Source organism: Pseudobutyrivibrio xylanivorans (assembly GCF_008935055.1).
GTDB classification, from domain to species: Bacteria; Bacillota; Clostridia; order Lachnospirales; family Lachnospiraceae; genus Pseudobutyrivibrio; species Pseudobutyrivibrio xylanivorans_A.
In genome coordinates this window covers 237,620-261,087 of sequence record NZ_CP043028.1, presented here as the reverse complement: position 1 = coordinate 261,087, position 23,468 = coordinate 237,620, and the positions used below count along the sequence as shown (strand labels likewise).

Annotated in this window: 25 protein-coding genes and 1 pseudogene; all 26 read left to right on the top strand. The window is 38.6% G+C overall.

Features of this window, described 5'->3' with window-relative positions; all coding sequences use genetic code 11:
- Positions 1-8: 8 nt before the first annotated feature.
- The 26 genes and pseudogenes from FXF36_RS01200 (at position 9) to FXF36_RS01080 (ending at position 23,458) form a co-directional block, all read left to right on the top strand.
- The gene (locus FXF36_RS01200) at positions 9-1,358 is read left to right on the top strand and encodes an MATE family efflux transporter (protein WP_151622080.1); all 1,350 of its coding nucleotides are present in this window, start codon (positions 9-11) and stop codon (positions 1,356-1,358) included.
- A 158-nt stretch (positions 1,359-1,516) separates the two neighbouring features.
- Entirely contained in the window at positions 1,517-2,572 is a 1,056-nt protein-coding gene (locus FXF36_RS16825; RefSeq protein ID WP_151622079.1) for a DUF3795 domain-containing protein, read from the top strand.
- 445 nt (positions 2,573-3,017) lie between these two features.
- On the top strand, positions 3,018-4,325 hold the full coding sequence (locus tag FXF36_RS01190) for an ATP-binding protein (protein ID WP_151622078.1): 1,308 nt from the start codon (positions 3,018-3,020) through the stop codon (positions 4,323-4,325).
- Between the two features lie 69 nt (positions 4,326-4,394).
- On the top strand, positions 4,395-4,694 hold the full coding sequence (locus FXF36_RS01185) for a hypothetical protein (RefSeq protein ID WP_151622077.1): 300 nt from the start codon (positions 4,395-4,397) through the stop codon (positions 4,692-4,694).
- 432 nt (positions 4,695-5,126) lie between these two features.
- Complete coding sequence (locus tag FXF36_RS01180) at positions 5,127-5,615, top strand: GNAT family N-acetyltransferase (protein ID WP_151622076.1); 489 nt, start codon at positions 5,127-5,129, stop codon at positions 5,613-5,615.
- An 85-nt stretch (positions 5,616-5,700) separates the two neighbouring features.
- The gene (locus FXF36_RS01175) at positions 5,701-6,213 is read left to right on the top strand and encodes a GNAT family N-acetyltransferase (RefSeq protein ID WP_167511250.1); all 513 of its coding nucleotides are present in this window, start codon (positions 5,701-5,703) and stop codon (positions 6,211-6,213) included.
- Positions 6,214-6,513: 300 nt separating this feature from the next.
- Positions 6,514-7,251, top strand: coding sequence for a TraX family protein (locus FXF36_RS01170; RefSeq protein ID WP_022766775.1), 738 nt, complete (start codon positions 6,514-6,516; stop codon positions 7,249-7,251).
- A 507-nt stretch (positions 7,252-7,758) separates the two neighbouring features.
- Positions 7,759-8,199, top strand: a complete 441-nt coding sequence (locus FXF36_RS16520; protein ID WP_243143556.1) for an ABC transporter transmembrane domain-containing protein — start codon at positions 7,759-7,761, stop codon at positions 8,197-8,199.
- Positions 8,200-8,231: 32 nt separating this feature from the next.
- Positions 8,232-9,140 carry an ABC transporter ATP-binding protein/permease gene (locus tag FXF36_RS01165; RefSeq protein ID WP_243143555.1) on the top strand — a complete coding sequence of 303 codons (909 nt, stop codon included), beginning with the start codon at positions 8,232-8,234 and terminating at the stop codon, positions 9,138-9,140.
- Positions 9,137-10,795 (top strand): amino acid ABC transporter ATP-binding/permease protein, encoded by a 1,659-nt coding sequence (locus FXF36_RS01160; protein WP_151622074.1) that lies wholly within the window; start codon positions 9,137-9,139, stop codon positions 10,793-10,795. The genes FXF36_RS01165 and FXF36_RS01160 overlap by 4 nt, the downstream gene beginning before the upstream one ends.
- Positions 10,792-11,133 carry a hypothetical protein gene (locus FXF36_RS01155; RefSeq protein ID WP_243143554.1) on the top strand — a complete coding sequence of 114 codons (342 nt, stop codon included), beginning with the start codon at positions 10,792-10,794 and terminating at the stop codon, positions 11,131-11,133. Before FXF36_RS01160 ends, FXF36_RS01155 begins: the two co-directional genes overlap by 4 nt.
- Before the next feature lie 136 nt (positions 11,134-11,269).
- Positions 11,270-12,043, top strand: a complete 774-nt coding sequence (locus FXF36_RS01150; RefSeq protein ID WP_151622073.1) for a PrsW family glutamic-type intramembrane protease — start codon at positions 11,270-11,272, stop codon at positions 12,041-12,043.
- A gap of 92 nt (positions 12,044-12,135) precedes the next feature.
- Positions 12,136-12,483, top strand: a complete 348-nt coding sequence (locus tag FXF36_RS01145; RefSeq protein WP_151622072.1) for a hypothetical protein — start codon at positions 12,136-12,138, stop codon at positions 12,481-12,483.
- Positions 12,465-13,403 (top strand): amidohydrolase family protein, encoded by a 939-nt coding sequence (locus tag FXF36_RS01140; protein ID WP_151622071.1) that lies wholly within the window; start codon positions 12,465-12,467, stop codon positions 13,401-13,403. Before FXF36_RS01145 ends, FXF36_RS01140 begins: the two co-directional genes overlap by 19 nt.
- A gap of 95 nt (positions 13,404-13,498) precedes the next feature.
- Positions 13,499-13,996 carry a P-loop NTPase family protein gene (locus FXF36_RS01135; RefSeq protein WP_151622070.1) on the top strand — a complete coding sequence of 166 codons (498 nt, stop codon included), beginning with the start codon at positions 13,499-13,501 and terminating at the stop codon, positions 13,994-13,996.
- Between the two features lie 160 nt (positions 13,997-14,156).
- Positions 14,157-14,249, top strand: a pseudogene (locus FXF36_RS01130) (VOC family protein); the annotation flags it as partial.
- 39 nt (positions 14,250-14,288) lie between these two features.
- Positions 14,289-15,005: a sulfite exporter TauE/SafE family protein gene (locus tag FXF36_RS01125; RefSeq protein WP_243143553.1), complete on the top strand. Its 717-nt coding sequence runs from the start codon at positions 14,289-14,291 to the stop codon at positions 15,003-15,005.
- 18 nt (positions 15,006-15,023) lie between these two features.
- A complete protein-coding gene (locus FXF36_RS01120; protein WP_151622069.1) occupies positions 15,024-15,809 on the top strand; it encodes a class I SAM-dependent methyltransferase in 786 nt (261 codons plus the stop codon).
- Positions 15,810-15,947: 138 nt separating this feature from the next.
- Entirely contained in the window at positions 15,948-16,604 is a 657-nt protein-coding gene (locus FXF36_RS01115; protein ID WP_151622068.1) for a C39 family peptidase, read from the top strand.
- Positions 16,605-16,635: 31 nt separating this feature from the next.
- Positions 16,636-17,415 carry an alpha/beta hydrolase gene (locus tag FXF36_RS01110; RefSeq protein WP_243143552.1) on the top strand — a complete coding sequence of 260 codons (780 nt, stop codon included), beginning with the start codon at positions 16,636-16,638 and terminating at the stop codon, positions 17,413-17,415.
- A gap of 751 nt (positions 17,416-18,166) precedes the next feature.
- Positions 18,167-18,325 carry a nitroreductase family protein gene (locus FXF36_RS01105; protein WP_151622067.1) on the top strand — a complete coding sequence of 53 codons (159 nt, stop codon included), beginning with the start codon at positions 18,167-18,169 and terminating at the stop codon, positions 18,323-18,325.
- Positions 18,322-19,113 carry an NAD-dependent epimerase/dehydratase family protein gene (locus tag FXF36_RS01100; protein ID WP_151622066.1) on the top strand — a complete coding sequence of 264 codons (792 nt, stop codon included), beginning with the start codon at positions 18,322-18,324 and terminating at the stop codon, positions 19,111-19,113. The genes FXF36_RS01105 and FXF36_RS01100 overlap by 4 nt, the downstream gene beginning before the upstream one ends.
- A 93-nt stretch (positions 19,114-19,206) precedes the next feature.
- Complete coding sequence (locus FXF36_RS01095; RefSeq protein WP_151622065.1) at positions 19,207-19,947, top strand: hypothetical protein; 741 nt, start codon at positions 19,207-19,209, stop codon at positions 19,945-19,947.
- 133 nt (positions 19,948-20,080) lie between these two features.
- Positions 20,081-21,448 (top strand): sodium-dependent transporter, encoded by a 1,368-nt coding sequence (locus FXF36_RS01090; RefSeq protein WP_151622064.1) that lies wholly within the window; start codon positions 20,081-20,083, stop codon positions 21,446-21,448.
- 113 nt (positions 21,449-21,561) lie between these two features.
- The gene (locus FXF36_RS01085; RefSeq protein WP_151622063.1) at positions 21,562-22,608 is read left to right on the top strand and encodes a VanZ family protein; all 1,047 of its coding nucleotides are present in this window, start codon (positions 21,562-21,564) and stop codon (positions 22,606-22,608) included.
- A gap of 19 nt (positions 22,609-22,627) precedes the next feature.
- Positions 22,628-23,458: a TrmH family RNA methyltransferase gene (locus tag FXF36_RS01080; protein ID WP_151622062.1), complete on the top strand. Its 831-nt coding sequence runs from the start codon at positions 22,628-22,630 to the stop codon at positions 23,456-23,458.
- Positions 23,459-23,468: the final 10 nt, after the last annotated feature.

The following is a 23,468-nucleotide window of genomic DNA, read 5'->3' as shown; positions in this document are numbered from 1 at the left end:
GAGCGGACATGACAAATACAGAACAGACCACACAAAATATGACCTCAGGAAACAGTATGAAACAGATCATACTGTTCTTTTTGCCCTTATTATGGGGAAATCTTTTCCAACAACTATATAGTCTTGTGGATAGCATTATAGTTGGCAAGGGAATCTCGGATCAGGCGCTAGCTGCTGTTGGGGCAACCGGGACACTTAACTTCCTTATACTTGGATTTGTTGTGGGGATGACCAGAGGATTTGGCATAACCTTTGCCCAGAGCTTTGGAAAAAACGATATGGCTATGCTGAATGCATACATCAGAGCAGCCAAGAAGCTCAGTATCACGTTTGGAATAGCCTTTACTGTTGTATGCGTTTCTTTGCTTAATAAGATGCTGACGTTCTTGAACACTCCTGAAGATATCTTTGACGATTCGTATAGATATTTTGTTGTGATCTTATTGGGAATTGTAGTGACGGTTATGAATAACCTTGAGATTACAATTCTCCAGTCAATGGGAGATTCCAGAACGCCCCTCACTGCTATGATCTGTTCATCACTCGTGAACATCATGCTTGATATTATTTTCATAATGGCCTTTGGCACCGGAGTTGTCGGAGCAGCAGTGGCAACAGTGGTCTCTCAGTTTGTATCATACCTTTTGTGCCTTAAAAAGCTTAGAACCATCGATTTTATGAGTCTGGGAAAAGACACGTCGGAAAAAGCAGATGAAAAGAATATATTGGTTGAACTGATGAAAATAGGACTTCCTGTGGCACTTATGAATTCGGTCACAGCTGCAGGGACCATGGTATTGCAGTACTTCGTAAATCTTATGGGAAGCGCATATGTGGCAGCCTATTCAGCCTGCATGAAATTTGCATCACTCTTTGAGCAGTTCGGAATGTCCGTAGGTCTTTCCATGATGACCTTTGTGGGGCAAAATAAGGGCGCTGGCAAATATGACAGGATACGCACAGGAGTAAGACAGGGCCTGATGCTCTCTACACTTGTGAATGTGCCTATATCGCTCCTTATGATATTTGTGCCCGGAAGCCTGGCAAGGATGCTGCTGACTGACAACATGATAATCGGTTATTGTACCGATTTCATGCCGATCATGGGAATAAGCTTTTTTGCCCTGGGCTGGCTTTTTGTATACAGATACTCTGTTCAGGGGTTGGGCAATACCTTTATACCAATGCTCTCAGGCGGGCTCGAAGTCATTATGAGACTGATCTTTGGCTTTTTGGTAGGAAGGAACGGATTTAAGGGAATTGCCATTTCTGAAGTATCTGCATGGATAGGCGCTTTTCTGATGCTCATGGTGACATACTATTGTTTAATTGGCAAAAGAACTAAAGCAATAGCATAAAGTAGCAATAAAAAGACTCCCTGGGGACGGGGTTAGTGGTCCACTTTTGGGCTTAAAGATTAAGGGTAAGGCTTGCCTATTTTAATATGACTTTATTAAAATGTAAGAAAGAACAATGGAATAATAATGCTGGATTAACCGATGAGAGAAGATAGATTATGGACAAATCATGGTCAGAAAACAATAAAGAAATACAGAAATTGCTGACGAAGGAAGCAACCTTTAAAGATGCTATTCAGAAGCTTTTGGCTTTTCGTGAGGAAATGTTTGAGCAGATCACACAGATTGTGAGTGGATATCCGGATGAGGCTTTTGCCCAAATGCCTTTTGCGGGTGCGGACGGATATCACAGTAAAACCCTTGCCTATTCTATCTGGCATATTTTCAGGATTGAAGATATAGTTGCCCATGAGATGATAGCAGGGGATAGTCAAATCCTTTTTACACATGACTTTCATAATCGCATTGGCGCACCTATTATTACTACGGGTAATGAACTTCAGGGAAACGAGATTGCAGAGTTTTCAGAAAAACTGAATATTAAAGAACTATATCTGTATGTAAAAGCTGTAAAGGAGTCTACGGATCAGATTCTTGGAAATCTGACATACAAGGATTTAAAGCAAAAATTCGGCGGCGATGTAAAGGAAAAACTTATCCGCAGTAAAAGTGTCAGTGAGAATGAGAATGCCTTTTGGCTGATTGATTACTGGTGCGGAAAGGATATAAAAGGACTGATTCAGATGCCATTTAGCCGTCACTGGATCATGCATATCGAAGCCATGCGCCGCATCAAGAATAAACTCTGCAAGATAGCACGAAAGGGTGTTGATCCTATTGCTTATTGTGGCTTTTCCTGTAATCACTGTTTCCTTTCAGAGTGGTGCGGATCCTGCAGAACGAAGTACAATGTCTGCTCTTTTGCCACCTGTGCTGAGGACAGAATATGTCCGAATGTGAAATGCTGTAAGGAAAAAGATTTGGACGGATGTTATGAGTGTGATGAGCTCGAAAATTGCAATAAAGGGTTCTATATTCCATCAAATGACGGAGCAAATGCAGCAAAGGCTCAGGCATTATATATAAGGAAATACGGAAAGAAAGAGTTCTTAAGGGTTCATGACAGGCTACATGAGAAATATGACTTCCAAAAGACACAGGAAGTTTTGGGACAGGATTATAAGGAAGGACTGAGAATTCTGGAGGAAACTTGAAAAAGCCTATAAATATGCTATTATTGAGACTGAAGAAGAAAAAGATTTCTATGAGATGGTAGGAGATTTTTTACTACAAAGAAGGCAAAAAGAAGTTGTTGAAAGGAATCTTTTTTGAGTAGATGAAAAAGTCAGCAGCACACAGTAGCCCTGAGCTTTCTACCGTACGCAGCAGGTAAACAGCAACTCGCCCTAGGAATGCCCAAAACAAGGCACTTAAGACAGTGAAAAAGTTCTCAAAGAGATAATCGTTTCACAACGTATTACGTCTTTGGACAATTATATGCGATTTATTACACCTCAGGACAACTGTCTTGGGGTGTTTTTTTATTGAATTGTGATAATCGCTAAAAGTGTAGAATTCTACAACTTTGTTGATTAAGATAATGCGAAGTGGTAATATGTAATTGATAAAAATGTAGAATTCTACAATTTAGGAGATTATATGATAAAGCGAGATAGATATCTGAATCAGTTGATCAATGCCAGAAATAATGGATTTCCGAAAGTGATAACAGGTGTAAGAAGATGTGGAAAATCTTTTCTTCTTAAAGAAATTTATAGAGAATACTTGCTTTCGGAGAAAGTTCCAGAGAATAGGATAATTATCATGGAATTAGATGATGATAAAAATAGTAAGTATCGTGATCCTTTGGAACTAGGAGCGTATATAAGGGAAAGATGCAAAGAAAATGAAAATTATTATGTATTTATTGATGAAATACAGAAGGTATATCCTATAATCAATCCAAATTTCACTGATGGTAAACATGTTTTGGCGAATGCTAATGATACTGAGGTAATCTCATTTGTAGATGTTGTGCTCGGACTCTCAAGAGAAAAAAATATAGATTTATATGTGACGGGATCAAATTCTAAAATGTTGTCTTCAGATATTGTTACTGAATTTAGAGATAAGGCAACAAACATAAAGCTGTCTCCGCTGTCATTTGAAGAATATTATGGATATGTCGGAGGTTCAGCAACTGAAGCAATATATTCATATATGCAATACGGTGGAATGCCGTTAGCTGTATTAAAAAGCGACGAAGAGAAAAAAGAATATCTAAAGAGCTTGTTCGCTACTACATATTTCGCTGATATTGTTGAAAGAAATCAGTTGAAAAAAGGAGAGGCCTTGGATGAACTATGTAATATTATTAGTTCTTCAACAGGCTCACTACTTAATTCAGAAAAAATAGCCAATACATTTGAAAGTGTTAGAAATGAAAATATCGATAAACAGACAGTTGAAAACTATATTAGTTACTTTAAAGATGCTTTCCTTTTGCGTGAGGCAAAACGCTATGATTTAAAAGGACGGAAAGAAATCGGTGCGCTCAGAAAGTATTATTTTATAGATACTGGATTACGCAATGCCAGACTTAATTTCGCATTTCCTGATGAAGGACAAATGCTTGAAAACATTGTTTATAATGAGCTTTGTTATAATGGTTATTCTGTTAATGTCGGTGCTTTTGACACTGTTGAAAAAGATAAAAATGGAAAATCTATAAGGAAAAATAATGAAGTGGATTTTTATGCCACTAAAGGGCTTAGATCTCTTTATATACAGGTAACTGCTGATATCTCTAATGCAGAAACAAGAGAAAGAGAAATACGTCCTTATTTTAAGTTAAATGATCAAGTACAAAAGATACTTGTTGTAAATAGACCGATTGGTGAAACACTAGATGAGAATGGATTCTCAATTATAGGGATTACTGAATTTTTAATTCGATACATTAAATGAGAGATACTTAATACCGTTTGGCATAATTTGTCTTTAAGCGTGAGGATTAAGGTATAAAGGAGCATCGAAATGGCATACGAAGAACTGTGCATAGTTCAAGAATGGCTGGATGGCCTCAAAGATTTAGACGTCAGTGTAAAGAAGATGTTTGGCTGCTATTGCCTATATTGCGATGGACAGGCTGTCGGGTGGATTCATGACAGTGTTCTCAGTCTGCGAGAAGTCGGTTTGGATTATCTTCCGGATGATATAAAAAGACCTGCTTTTGAAGATAAGATACAGGAATTGGTGATACCGCTTGACTATGTAAATGCGGAGTGGTTGCCAAAGGCAGTTCAAGATACTGCAAATATTAGAAGAAAGAGTTGAATCTTACAAAAGACAGACAAGGATTTAATGAGTAGAAAGTAAGATCAGAGTATTATTTTTGGTCGCAGTTATTAAAGTTGCCACCAACCGCACACATTAGTCCTGAGCTTTCTACCGTACGCAGCAGGTAAACAGCAATTTGTCCTGGAAATGCCACAAACACAGCACTTAAGGCAGTGAAAAAGTTCTCAAAGAGATAATCATCTGCAATTGCAGATTTCAAAAGACTCGGTACAATGTACCGGGTCTTTTTTGTGTGCCGAAAGCCTTCAAAACATTCAAGTAATGGTGGGGCAAGACTAATGCACATAATATTGAACAGGGTGGTAGATATAGGTATAATTATAAACAGTTGCTACAAAGTATAAATTTAAGTATTTCTGAACAGATTAACTTTCAGCATAATATACTAAGGCACATCGGAGATTGAATATGGGCATTGAGATAAAGAAAATGGAATCTGATGAAGAGATTAAAGGAAAAGCTTATGTTCATTGGAAGTCATGGCAGGCTGCATATAAAGGAATAGTGGAACAAAGCTATCTGGATTCAATGACTTTAGCAAAGTGTGAAGAAATTGCTTTCAAGTGGCCTGATAATCTTATAGTTGCAAAAGATGGCAATCAGGTAGTTGGATTTGTGGGTTATGGAAAATACCATGATGAAGAACTAATTGAGACTGGCGAGATTTTTGCAATTTATGTATTGGAAGAATACTGTGGTACCGGTGTTGGCAAGGCACTTATGCAAGCCGGTTTGGGTGAACTCGATTACCAAACGGTGGCAGTTTGGGTACTTAAGGATAATAAGCGTGCAATCAAGTTTTATGAAAAATGTGGCTTTTGTATTGATGGACGAGAAGAAGTAATAAAACTGGGTTCTCCGATTGTGGAAGTCAGAATGATACGAACGACTGAATAAGAGGGATTATGCTAAAGAATTGATAGAAAAAAGTTAATATATCTTTTCAATCGTATAAATGTCTAGAAGCAAGGAGATTTATTATTTGATTAAAATAGAATTATTATCAGAAAAGAATTTCTCTATAAATTCATTGGATTCATATAACAGAAAACAGGATGTAAATAAGGTATATCGCAGAATTGACGGGGACTATATATTGATTGAATGCAAATATACCGAAGATTGGAATCTAAATAAAAAACGTTCAGTAGCCAAGCAAATAAGCAGTGATGAATATATTACATACATTGCATTAGAAAATGATAGAGTTGTTGGTTTTATAGGGCTATTAAAACAGCTAAAAGGTCGATATATGATTCTTGATATGATGCAGGTATCTTCTGAATGTAGAGGTCTAGGCATCGGCAGACGATTATTTGAAGTAGGAAAAGATGAAGCAAGAAAAAATGGTGCGGAAGCTTTGTACATATCTGCTTGCTCTTCAGAGGAGACGATTGCGTTTTACAGAGCGATGGGGAGTGATTTGACAGTTAACCCAATAAAAGAAATTGCTGAAGAAGAACCATTTGACCTTCAGATGATATGCCCTGTGTAAGATTAATTTCAGTAAAACGTGCTAAGGAAGTAAGAAAAATGGGAACAATTAGGGACTATAGAAACATGGTGGAACAACCTTTCCGATAGCTATGGAATAAGGACATTCTTCGGATTGTCTTCGAATAATGAGATCAAGTATACAAATGAATGGTATCAATCGATGCTTGCATTGGAAATCAAAACAAGTACTATGGAAGAATTAAAAAAAATTGCTTTTTTTAATCATTTGATATTTAAGAAGGAAACGAATAAACAATAACTCGGAATATATTTCAGGATAATTTATGATAGGGATAAAATGGAAAAGAAATTAAACTCCAATCATCTTAAAATAATAGCAATTATTGCCATGACGATAGATCATGCTGCCAATTTATTCTATCCATCGTTCCCGGCACAGCCGCTTCCTATTGCGCTACATATTATAGGAAGGCTGACGGCTCCGATTATGTGGTTTTTCATCGCAGAGGGCTATCATTACACACACAACATAAAAAAGTATCTGCTTAGACTGGGCATATTTGCCATAATCTCGCATTTTGCGTACTGTTTTGCTTTTGGAATAAACTTCGTTCCGCTTAAAACAGGTATTTTTAATCAGACAAGCGTCATGTACCCATTGTTTATAGCAGTGTTGGTACTGTGGCTTCAGGATTCAGAGTTCAGGTATAAAGTGCTGAAACATATCCTGATTTTTGTACTTGTATGGAGTGCTTTTCCTGCGGATTGGAGTTGTATCGCGGTGCTGGCGATCATAGGCATTCACAGACATCGCGGTGATCTAAAAAAACAAACGCTTATCATGATGCTATGGGTTATGTTGTATGCAGTAGTGTCGTTTTTCTTTGTAAATAAAGTTCACGGAATCATAGAATTGTTTGTTATCCTTGTATATCCGCTTATGAAACGTTATGACGGACAGCGAGGAAAAGCTAAATGGCTAAAATGGTTTTTCTATATTTACTATCCGGCACATCTTGTTGTTATTGGAATCATAAGAATTATTATGTATGGTGATACTCCAATATTGTTCTGACAAACAAGAATACAGCGAAACAAGAGAGGATTAACGATGGTAAGAAAGATAATAAAGATTGATGAAGAAAGGTGCAATAAGCACAGATAAGGAGGCGTATCATGACACTGAACGAGAGAAAAGTTTGCTAAGCCAATGCAGGTCTATGCCGGTGATTATGAGGATGCACAAGATGCAGCAATTGGGATCAAAGGCTTGCAGCAAGTAAATACAATTCGATAATAGAACTGATAGTTCATGATAACGGATGCTCTGCTTGTGCAGGGCATCATTTTTGAAAATAGTGTTAGCGGCAACTAACGCTTAGTGATATCATGAAACTGCAGATAAAGTTAAACGATTGGAGGAATAGACATGTTATTGACTTTGTTTTTAGCAATAGTCACATGTGCTGCAATTTCATAATGAGCATAGGCGGGAGGTAAATGATAAAGTCTAAACAAAGAATCCTTTTTTGTGACAGATGGTAAAAAATAATAAGCCGCTTTAAGGGAGTAAAGATAGTAAATGTTTGATAAGAGATTGATGGCTATGTGTCCAGAGAGCAAAAAATACATAGTGGGTAACATTATCTGCCAATGGGTTGAACTTATGATGAACGCAGTGATGATCTTTGTCATCGCAAATGCGGTAGGAAAGCTGTATCGCAAGGAAATGACCGTAAATGAGATGCTTATTTCTCTTGCGATACTTGCAGGTGTTCTCATTGTTCGGTTTGTCATGACAAAGAAAACGACGCAGATGAGCTATCGTGCATCGAAGACTGTAAAGCGCGTAATGAGAGAGCAGATATATAAAAAGATACTGAAGCTTGGGAATACATACAGAGAGCATGCGACAACCGCAGAACTTGTTCAGGAATCAGTGGAAGGTGTAGAACAGCTTGAAAGCTATTTTGGACAATACGTGCCGCAGTTGGTATTGCACTTGCGGGAAAAACCTTTATAGACGGAAACCTTACGCTTCAGAGTACGGTCTTTATGATCCTTCTTTCAGCGGATTTCTTTCTTCCGATGAGAAAACTTGGCAGCTACTTCCATGTGGCTATGAATGGGATGGCCGCAAGCGATAGGATATTTAAATTCTTGAGCGAGGAAGAACCAAAAGAAAAGACTGCGAGACTTTCCGAGATAGGGCTGGACATTAGACTTTCAGATGTCAGCTTTTCCTATGATGATGAAAAGCAGGTACTTGATCATATATCTGCGGATATAAAGGAGAATACATTTACGGGTATCGTGGGGGAGAGCGGAAGTGGCAAATCAACCATCGCATCTCTTATCATGGGACGAAATACGATTAAGCAGGGAACTCTTACTATTGCCGGAATAAACGTTTTTGATATCAATGAAGATAATCTTTTTATGAATATCAACTATGTAGGTATTGGCAGTACGTTCTTCAGAGGAACTGTGCGGGAAAACCTTCTTTTGGCAAATCCTGAAGCATCAGAGGAAGAACTTTGGAATGTGCTGACTGAGTGTAATATAGACGGATTCTTCAAGGAAGAAAAAGGACTGGACACTCTTCTTACGGAAAATGCGGGAAACCTTTCCGGTGGGCAGAAACAGAGGCTTGCTTTGGCAAGAGCAATCCTTCACGATGCGAAGGTATATATATTTGACGAGGCTACAAGCAATATTGATATCGAGAGTGAGGAACTTATCCTTTCTGAGATAAAGAAACTTGCTGAAAAAAAGACAGTTATCATGATCACTCACAGGCTTATGAATGTTGTGGATGCGGACAGAATCTTTGTGATGGATAACGGCAGGATATCCGGATCGGGAACGCATGTAGATCTTCTTGAAACGAATAACGTATACAGAAAGCTGTGGAATACACAGAAAGAACTTGAGGACTACGGGAAGGGAGGTGTTATCGCATGAAAAAGCAAAACAAAGCGCTGATTCTGTTAAGAATGCTTAAGCTTGTAAAGCCTCTCTCCGGGTTTATGATCCTGGCTGTCGTGCTCGGAACACTTGGCTTCCTTACAGCAGAGTTCATTCCGATACTTGGTGGAGAAGCAATTCTCATAGGGCTTGGGATACAAACAAAGTTATCTTGGAACATGCTTGTATGGCTGCTTTTATCATTTGCGATACTGCGAGCGATATTCAGGTTTACAGAGCAGCGGACGAATCATTATATAGCATTTACGCTGCTCGCAATCATAAGAGACAAAGTGTTTAAAGCACTCAGAAGGCTATGCCCTGCAAAGCTTGAAGGAAGGGATAAAGGAGATTTGATATCTCTCATCACATCGGATGTGGAGCTTCTGGAGGTGTTTTATGCACATACTATCTCGCCGATATGCATCGCTATAGTATCGGAAACGATTATGTGCCTGTTTATCGGAAGCTTTCACCCGCTTCTTGGTATCGCAGCACTAATTGCGTTTACTCTTGTAGGCGTGATTCTTCCCATGATCATTTCAAAGCGGAGCGGTACAACGGGCGATGAACTTCGGGCGCAGTCAGGAGAACTTTCAGCGCATATGCTTGAAAGCATAAGGGGAATCGATGATATGCTTCAGTATTCCTTTGGAGAAAAGAGACTGAAAGAGATAAGTGATAAAACGAGAGCGCTTTCGGAGAGACAGGGAGTTTTGAGTAAGCTTACCGGAACCAACATGGCGATAGCAAATATGCTGATACTGATCTCCGATATCGCAATGCTGCTGGTTTGCGCATGGCTTTATCAAGCCGGGCAGATTGGATTTGACGGATTCCTTATACCGATGATCGCTCTCATGTCATCCTTCGGACCTGTTACCGCACTTGCGGCACTTGGTACAACTCTTCAGAGTACAGTGGCTTCAGGTGCAAGAGTCCTTGCAATCATAGACGAAGAGCCGGAGACGGAAGACATAACAGGGAAGGCATCTGTAGATTTTGACGGTGCGGAAGTAAAAAATGTTTCTTTTGCCTATGCAGGAGAAAATGTGCTGAATAACATATCGCTGCAGGTGCCAAAGGGAAGGATTGTCGGTATTGTTGGAAAGAGTGGGTGTGGCAAGTCTACACTTTTAAAGCTTTTCATGAGATTCTGGAATGCCTGTAATGGAGAAATCTCGGTATCCGGAAGAAATGTAAGTGAGATAAACACAGCGGATCTTCGGGACATGGAAAGCTACATGACTCAGGAAACAGAGCTTTTCAAAGATACGATTAGTAACAATATCCGCATCGGAAAACTTGATGCAACTGACGAAGAAGTTGTGCAGGCATGCAAAAAGGCTTCTATACATGACTTTATTATGACGCTTCCGAAGGGCTATGAAACCGAAGTCGGAGAACTGGGAAGCACCTTGTCCGGCGGCGAGAGGCAGAGAATAGGACTTGCAAGGGCGTTTCTTCATAATGCACCGTTTATGCTTCTCGACGAACCAACAAGCAATCTTGATAGTCTCAATGAAGCTGTGATTCTGAAATCTCTTAAAGAAGAAGGGAGAGAAAAGACTGTCCTCCTTGTATCTCACAGAGAGTCAACCATGAGGATCGCAGAGAAAACATTGGCGATGGAAGGCGGACGGATTTCGTGAATAAGACGGAAAAAAGCTGTTTCATGGAAGACTTTGGAGTCGGGCCATATATTGTTTATGGAGCAGGAGTGTTGGGTGGAAATCTTGCAAGCAACTTGTACTGGCAGGGATTCGTGATCGCTTTTGGACTCATGGTATGGATTGGAGCCTATGACACACTCTTTCTGGACTGGGTGCTATTTACAAATATGAAAATGTTCAGGCTAGAAGGAACAGAGCACATGGACAAGGCTTACCATCAGAAGTGGTTCCATTTAAAAGGGGCTATATTCCCAGGGCTGTTGTTTGCACTGATTCCGGCAGCTCTTGTAGGACTGTTCATAAGTTTGATGGGTTGAATAAGAAAAGAGCTTTGAGTAAGTGATAAGTCAGGAACACAGCATACATTACCTTTGATAGTTTCCAAGCAAAAGATAAGGATGCTGATTATTATAAGGACACCTATTTAATGCAAAATAAGGAGGAGAATTATTCATGGACGCAAAAACAATTATTATTTCAATTATTGCCGCATTACTTGCATTTGTTATCTGTGGATTTATCTATCAGCGAATGATCAAAAGGGAAGTTCCGGAGCCTATAGGGAAACTACAGGCAATCCTGCCGGTTGTTTTGGGATGTATTTGCGTACCGATTTCCGCTGGTTCCGGGATTGGGTTATTGGCCGTATTAAGAATCATCGGGATAGAGGGCGCAAAAATGCAGGCGCTATCGGCAGCTTTCTTTACAGCATTTTTTATGGCTGGTGGTGTGGAGGAATTGTTTAAGTTTCTTGCAATCATCATAACGCTGGTTGCTCTGAAAAATAAGGTACGCAATGTTTATGAGTATATCCTCCTGGGAGCAGCGGTTGGCTTTGGCTTTACGTTTGTAGAGGACTTTACTTTTGGAGACTCGATTATTGTGTTACTAATCAGAACTCCTTTAGTGTTCACTCATATGACATTGAACATGATAATGGGAGAGTTTATAGGAAGAGCCAGGTACAACAAATTAAAGGGCAAAGGTCCGACGGAGCTGTACTGGGCTTTGGCAATCATCATTCCAACTGCTTTACATACTCTGTATGATGCCGGAACAATTTTTAACTATCCGGTTTTGAAGAATGACGATTTTATTGTAGGTGGCATACTTGGAGGAGTAGCAATTTTGACAAATATTGTTCTTTTGATCTATGTGCTGGTAAGAGCCAAGAAGAACGCTGAAAAGTTCTCTGCTCTTTCTGTCTTACCTGAAGACGCACAGTAAAAGAGGAGAATACCAATGCTTAAAAAGTACATTGAATTCATGAAAAGATCTCCACTGATTACTGCTGCGCTCTGCATAGTATATGTTGTCGTATGTTTCAAATCAGTGCCGACCCAGACGCATTTTCAGTTTTTCATCGTAAGAACGATGCTATGTGGAGCAGCGTGTTTTTTCCTGTATCAGATATCGGGAGACATCTGACAGAAGAGGATCTGTACAATGAATATGGCAAGGTCATAACCTCAACAGGAGATAAGTTCTGCGAAGAAATGAACAAGCGCTTTCCGGAGTACACTACGTCCATACATAAATACATGTCAAACACGGAACTGATAGATGCAGCTTATGAAAATCTGGCAAGAGGAGTATCTGTTTTTGTTACAATACTGCAATACCGAAAAAACTCAAAAGGAGGATTGGTGTGGAAAATATTTTTGTAGAAGGTTTAAAAGAAAACAATATAAACAAACTTTTATCTGCACCTAAAAGTGACCTTCATAATCACTCGACCAAAGGCTGCAGAAGAGCGTGGCTTGCAGAGCGACTTCAGGTTGGTATTCCAGAGACTCCGCAGCACCTTGATGGCTTAGAAGGCATGCAGAATTGGTTCAGGTCAAATATAAAACCTGTATGTGATGGCTATGAAAATATGCTTCTTAGGTGGGAAGGTGCTTTTGCTGAGGCTGGGCGAAATAACATAACTCGTCTTGTAATGAATTTTGGTACCGCTGAAGTGAATCAGGTAGGAACAGTAGAAGAGTTTCGAGAGCTTATAGAAGGATTCCATAAATCATATTGTCCTGATAGTATCTTTGAAGCGGAGCTGACATATCCCTCCTTTGGAAACGTGGAAGAAGAGGTAGATGAGCTCGATAAATATGCCGAGGCAGGATACTTCAAGGCAATTGATATTTGTGCAGGAGAAAATGTTCAGCCATTCGAAGCCTTTTTACCGCTATATAGGAAAGCTGAGAAGTACCATTTAAACAAGAAGATGCATGTTGGAGAAACGGGTTCAGCAGAAGATGTCAGAAGGGCTGTAGAGACTCTTGGGCTCTCTGAGGTGCATCACGGAATTAATGCATCAACATCCAAAGAAACCATGAGATTTCTTGCGGATAATCATATACAGGTTAATGCCTGCCCTAGCAGCAATGTAATTCTGGGTTTTGCAAAGGATTATAAATCACATCCAATTAAGACGTTGGTAGAGAATGGTGTCAGAGTCACCATTAATACTGATGATCTTCTTATTTTTGATTCCTCAATTGAAAATGAATATCTAAAGCTTTACAAGGCAGGGGCACTGAGTGCAGAGCAATTAGATGAAATAAGACAAAGAGGATTGGGAAATCTATAAGAAAAAAGGACACTAGAGTACTTTTGTGGAAAAAGTATATTTGGTATAATAGGACACTGATACTATCAAATTTACGATTCATAAAGGAGGATAGATTGAAGAAAGTATTAGTTTTAGGCTGCTCCGGCAGCGGGAAAAGTACATTCTCCATAAAACTTCAGAAGAAGACTAAGCTTCCTTTATATCATCTTGATAATATTTGGTGGAATGCTGACAGGACACATATTTCAAGAGACGAGTTTGATGCAAGTCTTGCTGATGTTGTGAAGCGTGACACTTGGATTATAGATGGTGATTACAGCAGAACATATGAAAACCGTATTAAAGCTTGCGATACCATCTTTTTCCTAGATTATGGAGAAAAAGTTTGCATGGATGGAATTACCGGAAGAGTAGGTCAGGAGCGTCCTGATATGCCATGGACAGAAAGCGAGCTTGATCCAGAACTTGTAGAACTGGTTCAGAACTACGAGCATAAGAACAAACCAAAGTTGATGAAACTATTTTCCAAATATCCAGATAAGAATGTAATTACATTTTTTAATAGAGAAGAAGCAGAAAAGTGGCTTGCCGAAGGACAACCAGAGGTGTAAAAAGTGATAAATTTAAATTTAGTAAATGTTCTATGGACAGTCGGAAATATTGTACTGTGGATTGGGATAATAATACTGATTGCAAATTTCATTAAAAAGTTAAAGCGATAATCAAGTAGAAATTTATAAATATAGAATTATATCGAAGGGATGAAATGTTATGAAAATAGAACACATAGCTATGTATGTAAATGACTTAGAAGTTGCAAAAGATTTTTTCGTAAAGTATTTAGATGGAAAGGTTAATGATGGATGCAGATAAGCATTTTAATCGTATAAGGGGGATTATTGCTTGATTTTGTGGATAATTGCCACGCTGTGTGCGTTTTTTATAAAGGGACTTTGTGGTTTTGCAAATACATTAGTCTTTACATCTATTTTAGGATTTGGAGTGGCAAACGTTAATATATCGCCAGTGGAATTATTGCTTGGGTATCCGACAAATCTAATATTGACTTGGAAGAATCGTAATAAGCTTGAGAGAAAAGTCTATATTCCTTTGGCATTGTTGGTTTTGGGTGGTAGTATTCCGGGAGCAATCCTTCTAAAGAGTGTTGATGTTAGGCATTTAAAAGTGTTCTTTGGAATCGTTGTTATTCTTATAGCTGTTGAAATGTTTTTTAGAGAATATCAACGTACAAATGCAAAGGATTCTAATCTTTTACTAGGTATCATTGGCGTGCTGTCTGGTATATTATGTGGCCTGTTTGGGATAGGAGCGTTGCTTGCTGCCTATGTTGGGCGAGTGACTAATTCAACGGATGAATTTAAAGCCAATATAAGTGCGGTTTTTATTGTTGAAAATACTGTAAGAATCTTTACATATTATTTGTTAGGAGTATTTACACTTAATTCATTGAAACAAACAGTAATCCTTATTCCGTTCATGATTATTGGATTGTTTGCTGGAATGGAGAGTTCAAAAATCTTGGATGAAAGAGTTGTAAAAAAGATTGTTATAGTTCTTTTGGTAATATCAGGGTTATTTTTAGTTGGAATGAATTTATAGTTAAGAGATGGGGATAATATGATAATTAATGACATAGACAATGGCAATGCCTTCGAATGGGGGAATACATCTGAAGATTATGCAAAATACAGAGATATCTATCCTCAAAAGTTCTATCAGACTATTTTGGATTTGGGACTTTGTAAGGATGGACAACATGTCTTGGATATTGGAACTGGCACTGGGGTGTTGCCACGAAACATGTACCGCTATGGCGCAAAGTGGGTCGGAACAGATATAACAGAAAATCAGATCCTTCAGGCGAAAAGACTGGCTACTGAGGCTGGTATGGATATTGATTTTTTCACATGTCCAGCAGAGAATGTGGACTATCCGGATGGGACTTTTGATGTAATTACCGCTTGTCAGTGTATTTGGTATTTGGATGCTAAAGTGATTGCACCTAAGTTTGCTAAGATGTTAAAGCCTAATGGAAAGTTTTTAATATTATATATGGGCTGGTTACCATATGAAGATGCCATTGCTGGAAAGAGCGAGGAGATTATTTTAAAGTATAATCCAAATTGGTCCAGTTATGGCGATACAGTGAAACCGGTGTATGTTCCAGATGAGCTTTTGCAATTCTTTGATATTGTTAATCGCATGGAATTTCTTGTTGATGTTCCTTTTTCGCAAGAAGGTTGGCACGGACGTATGCGCGCATGTCGAGGAGTTGGAGCTGCTATGAATGATAAACAGCTTGCTGCATGGAACGAGGAACATATGAAGATGCTTATGGAAAATGCTCCAGATAACTTTATGGTTAAACACTATATTTCTTTAGCTGAATTGCAGCTGATATAGCTTCGGAGTATTTGGACTTACCTATTACTCATTTTTAAGAATTTAGAGAGACAAATAATGGTGTCTTGGCGGGTATGAAGAAGGAAAGATTTACTATGAATCACAGATAAGTGGAAGTGGAATTGAAAGGGATAATTAATGAAAAGAATATTTAAAATTTTAGGTTTTGTTTTTTGCGGAATTATCTGTGTGGCATTAATTGCATTATTAGTATCTGGCATTAGGACAAAGCTGATTCAGAATGATTATTCATCAGTCTATAAAAATCCTAAGTACCAGAATCCTGCAAAAATTGAAAACATCGATGTGATTACACAGCATGTGTCGTGTGGCTATGCTGTTATTGAGATGTTCTCTACATGGGCCGGAAAAAACATAACAGAAGACAGTCTGTATGATGAATATGGAACCATAGTTACTTCTACAGGAAACAAATTCTGTGAGGAAATGAATAAGCAGTTTCCTGAATATGACACAGAGATTCATAAATATATGAAGAATACTGAGTTCATTGACATTATGTATGATACTTTGTCTTCAGGGAAGCCAGTTCCATTTGAGTGGGCAGCTTTGTATGGGGACGAGTGGACATTGCATTACTCATTAATCATTGGAGCAGATATTCCAAATGATAAAATTACCGTGGCAAATCCTTACGGTTACTATGAGGAACTTACATTAGAGGAATTATTGGATAGAACCAGCTTTAAGGCCTATGAGAATATGCCACTTTTCATGAAAATGGGCTTTGCCATTGGCCTGTTTGAAAAGAATACACTTTTTTCAATTAAATAATGTCACGATTCATTGAGCTGATGGGGGTTTTATGAAAACGATATACAAATCAGAAAAAGGAAAAGAAGAAGTACTGAATCTATATGACAGTCAGCTTTCAAGGCTGCTAGCACCTTGGAAAGATGTCTATGTAGATACTTCTTTCGGGAAGACACACATTATCGAGACTGGTAACTTAACCGGTATACCACTTCTGGTTTTTCACGGCGGAAATGCCACCACAGCTTACAATCTTCTTACCTGCGATTTTATAATGAATGATTTTCATATATATGCAGTGGATATGGTTGGCCATCCTGGGAAGAGTGCAGAAACAAGCCTGCCATCTAGGGGATATGATTATGGAAAATGGGTTAGCGAAGTAATAGGTGGCCTTAAGTACGATAAAATAAGTCTTTTTGGCGGGTCCTTTGGTGCTGGTGTGATTGCGAAAACAATGTGTGTTTGCCCTAATAAGATTAATCGAGTTGTGCTATATGTTCCCTCAGGAATAAAGAATGCACTGGCAATAAAAAGTTCAAGCATGATGCTGCCGATGATAGCTTATTGGATCACTAGAAAAGACAAATGGCTGAAAAAGTGCATGCTCCCAATGGCTATAACCGAAGATAATATTACAAAAGATATATATGAAACAGCAAAACTGAGCATTGACCATGTTAAGATTAAAAAAGGCATGCCAAGTAATGTTGATGAGAAATTAATGAAAAAATGTACTGCACCAACACTTGTGATGGCGGCTGAAAAGGATTGTCTGTTTCCAGGAAATGGCGTAATCGAAAGAGCAAAGATAATTATTCCCCAATTGTGAGACCTACTTGTTAAAAGGGCGCGGTCATATGAACTTTTTAACGGATGAAGAGAAGGAAATGATTGTTGATTTCCTGTTAGGATAAGTTCAGAGATGGGTATAACAGAAAATTAGATTCTTCTATAAGAGAAGACATCGGTAAATTTGAATCCATAACCTCAAAATGAGCAGTACTGGAGTGAAAAATGGCTGTAGTACTGCTTGCAAGAGTGAAAATGAGCAGTACTGGAGTGAAAAATGGCTGTAGTACTGCTCGCAGGAGTGAAAATGAGCAGTACTGGAGTGAAAAATGGCTGTAGTACTGCTTGCAAGAGTGAAAATGAGCAGTACTGGAGTGAAAAATGGCTGTAGTACTGCTCGCAGGAGTGAAAATGAGCAGTACTAGAGCGAAAAATGACTGTAGTACTGCTCGCAAGAGTGAAAATAAGCAGTACCAGAGTGAAAAATGACTGTAGTACTGCTCGCAAGAGTGAAAATGAGCAGTACTAGAGTGAAAAATGGCTGTAGTACTGCTTGCAGGAGTGAAAATGAGCAGTACTAGAGAAAAAAATGAATGTAGCACTGCTTAGGAACAGAGAATAGCGTGACTAATCTAATATCGATATGGTAATCCGTGATGATTAAGAATTCCGTATAATTGAAAGACAGTGAGATATACAAATTCTCATTGTCGGGATGAACGATAGAGTGTTATCTTGGAAGATAATTTAGTAGAAACTTTTGGCTTTTCTAATCAGGGAGGATTATGTAAGTGAATGTAATAGAAGCAATCAATAAAAGACACAGTTATAGAGGAAGGTATCTTTCTAAACAGGTTCCAAAAGATGATTTGGTAAAAATAATGGAGGCAGGAATGGCCGCTCCATCTGGATGTAATATGCAAACAACCAGTTTTATGGTGAAAGTATGAAAGTATTGATTTTGGGAGCCAGTGGGTTCCTTGGGGGCACTATTTTTTCGAAAATAAAGAATAGTGGTAATGAAGTATTAGGAACGTACAGCAAGAATAATAAAAATAGAGATTATATTAAACTGGATGTTTTCGAAATAAGCAGCCTTACTGCTCTCGTGACGGAATATAAGCCTGACGTTATTATCTGGACAGTGATGAATCATGAACGTGAGGAAGAAATTGCTGAAAAAGTGATGCCTGCCCTTTGTGATGCCGTAGGTTCTAGAAGGTTTATCTTTGTGTCTACTTCAGTTGCCTATGAGAAAAACATGTCTGAAAGCGTTGAACCATTTCTTAGGACGGCAGAAAGCTATAATCATCATTACTTCAATGGAAAAATAAAGTCTGAGCAAGTTATCAGCAAGTTGCCGAATTATTGTATTGTTCGTCCCGGCAGTATTTATGGCATTGATCCTTTTGGAGAAATGGATAATAGGAGTCTTGCATTGAAAAAACATGTGGACTCCGGAGATATATATATCAGAGCCAATAATATTGAATTCAGTATCGTTGATGTGAATGAATTGGCTGATGCAATTATTGAACTGACTACAAATGATTATGTCGGGATTCTTAATGTTTCTGAGGAAAAACCAGTATCGCATTATGCATTTAACAAGGCTCTTTGTCGAAAATATGGATGGGATGATAGCTGTATTGTAGCAAATGAGGAAAAAGAAAACATATATTATTTAGACAACAGCTTAAGGAAACGAATTCTTAAGACAAGAATCGGCTGGTTGTAAGATAATATTTTCAGAGCCAATGCGAATGCCTTGGCTCTTTTCACGTTTTTAAAACAATTGCGTGCTATCATTCACCTATCGGAGGTGTGTAGCATGACTAGGATGATGAAGCGTGCATTAATCAATTGGGCATTCAGAGTATTTGTGTTTATCTTTATTTTTGGTGCCTATCTATTTAGAAAAGAAATGCTCATCAACTTCATGACTCATGAATTCACCTTTGGCATTTCGGAATATGGTATAAGTCCCCTGCATGTTTTGTGGGGGATTTTTATGCTTATGATGCTTCAGCACATACTGCCAAACAAAGAGCTTTCTATGGCCTTTAAGAAGGGCAAAGTAGAGGAATATGAGCCAGTGGAGGAGTATTCTAGACTTGAACTACTAGAGTTTGTCCAGTCGATGAATGTGAAGGCATGGATTGTTATGTTGGTTTGGCTGAGCTTTAATGCGATTTTTGCAGTTCTATATTTATTCAAAATCATAGGCGCAGCAGATATGCTGATGCTTACAGTTTTCTTTTATCTAAGTGACTACCTTTGTATTCTATTCTTTTGTCCATTTCAGACATTTATCATGAAAAACAAGTGTTGCATAAATTGTAGAATATACGATTGGGGTCACTTCATGATGTTCACTCCGATGCTTTTTATTAAAAATTTCTTCTCATGGAGCCTGTTCTTTACAGCGCTGGTTGTTCTTATCAGATGGGAAGTAAACTACGCAAAGCATCCGGAATTCTTTTGGCATGGAAGCAACAAGAGACTAAAGTGTAGTCAATGTAATGAAAAGCTTTGTGTAATCAAAAATAAGCTCAAGAAGGATAATAGTTAGATAATTCACAGGTGATTGCTTAAATATTTGTAATGGACAAATCCTCCGAACCATAATAAAATAAAAAGGCGATTTAACAAGTTAAAGAGTTAAAAGGTTAAATTGCTAAAGAGTTAGTTTGGAGGATTATAAATTGAATAAGGATAATCGCGGTAGCTTTTCTGGAAAGATTGGTTTCGTGCTCTCAGCCGCGGGAGCATCAGTAGGTTTAGGAAACATTTGGAGGTTCCCATATCTTTGTGCAAAATACGGTGGGGGAATCTTTTTAATAGTATATGTATTGTTGGCATTGACCTTTGGTTACACAATGATTGTTGCTGAGACAGCAATCGGTCGTCACACTAACAAAAGCCCTGTTGGAGCCTTCAATCAGTTGAGCAACAACAAGCTTATGGGCCTTGGTGGATGGATAAATGCTATTATTCCAATCCTTATTGTTCCATATTATTCGGTAATCGGTGGATGGGTATGTAAGTACTTTTTTGAATATCTCAGAACAGATGCAAATGTAATAGCAGGGGACAACTTCTTTGTTGATTTCATAACAAATGGTTTTGAGTCGGAGCTTTGGTTTATCGTATTTGCGATATTGGTTCTTGTTGTCATTTTCATGGGTGTTGAGAATGGTATCGAGCGAGTTTCTAAGTTTGTAATGCCAATTCTGGTTGTACTTGCTGTTATCATTTGCATTTATTCAGTGACACGTCCTGGTGCCTTAAGCGGTGTGAAATATCTTTTCATTCCTAATTTCAAGCATTTTTCAATCATGACAGTTGTTACTGCTATGGGACAGATGTTTTATTCACTTTCGATTGCCATGGGTATTCTTATTACTTTTGGTTCCTATGTAAAGAAGGAAGTCAGCATCGAGGATTCTACAAAGCAGGTAGAAATTTTTGATACAGCTATTGCTGTTCTTGCCAGCCTGATGATTATCCCAGCAGTTTTCGCATTCTCAGGTGGAGATGAGAGCATGCTTAAGGCAGGCCCATCACTCATGTTTATTACAATGCCAAAGATTTTTGCGAGCATGGGATTCGGTAGAATCATTGGAATTCTTTTCTTTGCTCTTGTACTGTTTGCAGCTGTAACAAGTGCAATTGCCCTTACAGAAAGTGCTGTTTCCACATTTTCTGATGAGTTTAAGTGGAGCAGAAGACGCGGTACCATTATTATGGCAGTGATTATGGTTGTTCTTGGCAGCCTTTCATCACTTGGCAATGGACCACTTGCAGATGTTAGAATTATTGGAATGCAGTTTTTGGATTTCTTTGATTTCCTTACAAACTCTGTTATGATGCCAATCGCAGCCCTTGCAACCTGTATACTTATCACAAAGTTCATGACAGTTGAAAAGCTTGAGGCTGAGGTGGAACAGGACAACCACCCATTCAAGAGAAAGGCAGTTTTCTCATTTATGATTAAATTCCTTTGCCCACTTTTTGTTGTTATTATTTTGGTGAGTGCAATTTTGAATGTGTTTGGTATAATTTCAATGTAGAATTAAGCATAATTAAACTGTTGCTTTCATTGGCAACAGTTTAACCCTATAATATAATGGAAAGAGGATAGATTAGTATCCTCTTTTTTTAATAGAAACTTTTGGGGTGGGGTATGGAACTTAATAGCTTTTATGACCTGTATGCGAACAATTTGGCTATCAATATGATACTGATAGTAGGGGCAACGGCAGTTGCTTTTATATTGGCACGCCTTTTGCCAATGGTTGATTATCGTATATGCGAAAAGGTGGGCCTTAATATTCAGGGCGGCGTTAGCCGTGGCAAGAGATATATTTTCTATAAATGGCTTCGAAGAGGGTTGCTCATGTTTGCCTTTCTTTTGTATGTGTTCAGCCTTATTTATCTTACTATCCTTGTGCGCACAGAGAATCCTGACTATTTGGTTCGAAATGCAGGTTTTAGCCTTTTCACAATGACCGCAAAGGGTATAGAGCTTCCTGCTGAGGAATTTATCGAATTTTATCTCAACGTGATGATTTTTATTCCGATGGGATATTTGGTGCCATATCTTTTTAGATGGTTCAGACGTCATGCAATTCGAAGGACTATAATCCTTTGCTTTTTGGTGTCAGTGACTATTGAAAACATTCAGCTTATAACAAAGAGAGGCTCTTACGATACAGCAGATGTTATTTCAAACACTTTGGGTGGTGCTATCGGTATTGCTCTTTTTATCATGAGGGCATATACCCTTACAAATCCTGAGTGGAAAAAGGATTATCGCAATTACAAGAGATGGAGAAGGCTGGCAAAACAGGGATTACTTTTCCCTTTTGCAAGAAGGTTGAATGTACGTCGTGTGACTATCAAAGCCACGAGTGAAGAGGTTGTTTGGGATTTCTATGCTAAAAAGCTTGGACTTCAACTGTCTAAGTTTATCGTGCCCGCGGAATCCAAGGGTTGCCAATTCCTGTTTCAGCTTGGACGCACTCAGCTTGAAATAATATGTTTGAACGAAGATGTTAAGCTGCCAAATCAGGCAATTACTTTTTCCTATGATAATCTGGACACCATAAAGGCGAAGCTGGAGAAATCAGATGTGAGCTTTGAAGGCTTCTATACTGATGAATATACTAATCACCGAATGCTGAAAATTAATGCTCCAGATGGGGTGGAGCTTAATTTGGTGGAACTATAGATAGAGGAAGTTTGTATTGATGAATGTAATTAAGATAGATGATATTAATGATAAGCGAGTTGCAATCTTTACTGAATATAATGAGGCGCAGCTTTATCATTATTTTGAACCTAATGGCGGAGTGTTTATCGCGGAGACGCCAAATGTGATTGAACGAGCACTGAATCGAGGCTGTGAGCCAATGGCTTTTCTTGTGGAGGAAAAGGCTTTTGAAAGTGAAGTGGTTCAGGAACTACTTTCAAAGACAAGTGCTGCTTCTGAAGAGGATGAATTGGGAGTTTTTGTAGCAGAGCTTAATGTGATTAATAAAATCACTGGGTTTAACCTTACACGAGGTGTGCTTGCTGCATTTAGACGCCCAACCTTGCCAGCACCATCTGATTTGCTTGAATCCAGTTCAAAGGTGGCAATTCTGGAGGATGTTATGAATCCTACAAACGTAGGCGCAATTTTCCGCTCAGCAGCAGCTCTTGGGGTGGATGCTATTTTTCTTACACACGACAGCGCTGATCCATTTTATCGACGTGCTGCCAGAGTTGCCATGGGAACATCTTTCCAGGTGCCGTGGACTTATTTTGATAAGGGAAGCAACTATGTGGATATCCTTCATAATGCAGACTACAAGGTCGTTTCTATGGCGTTAAAAGATAATGCAATTCCATTATCATCTCCAGAATTAAAGCAGCATGATAAGCTTGCTGTTATCTTTGGTACAGAATCGACTGGCATAAAAGAGGATACTATTGCAAACAGTGACTATGTCACGATTATTCCAATGCATCATGATGTGGATTCCCTGAATGTGGCGGCAGCATCAGCGGTAACTTTTTGGGAGCTTTGTGGTAAATAAAGGTAACTAT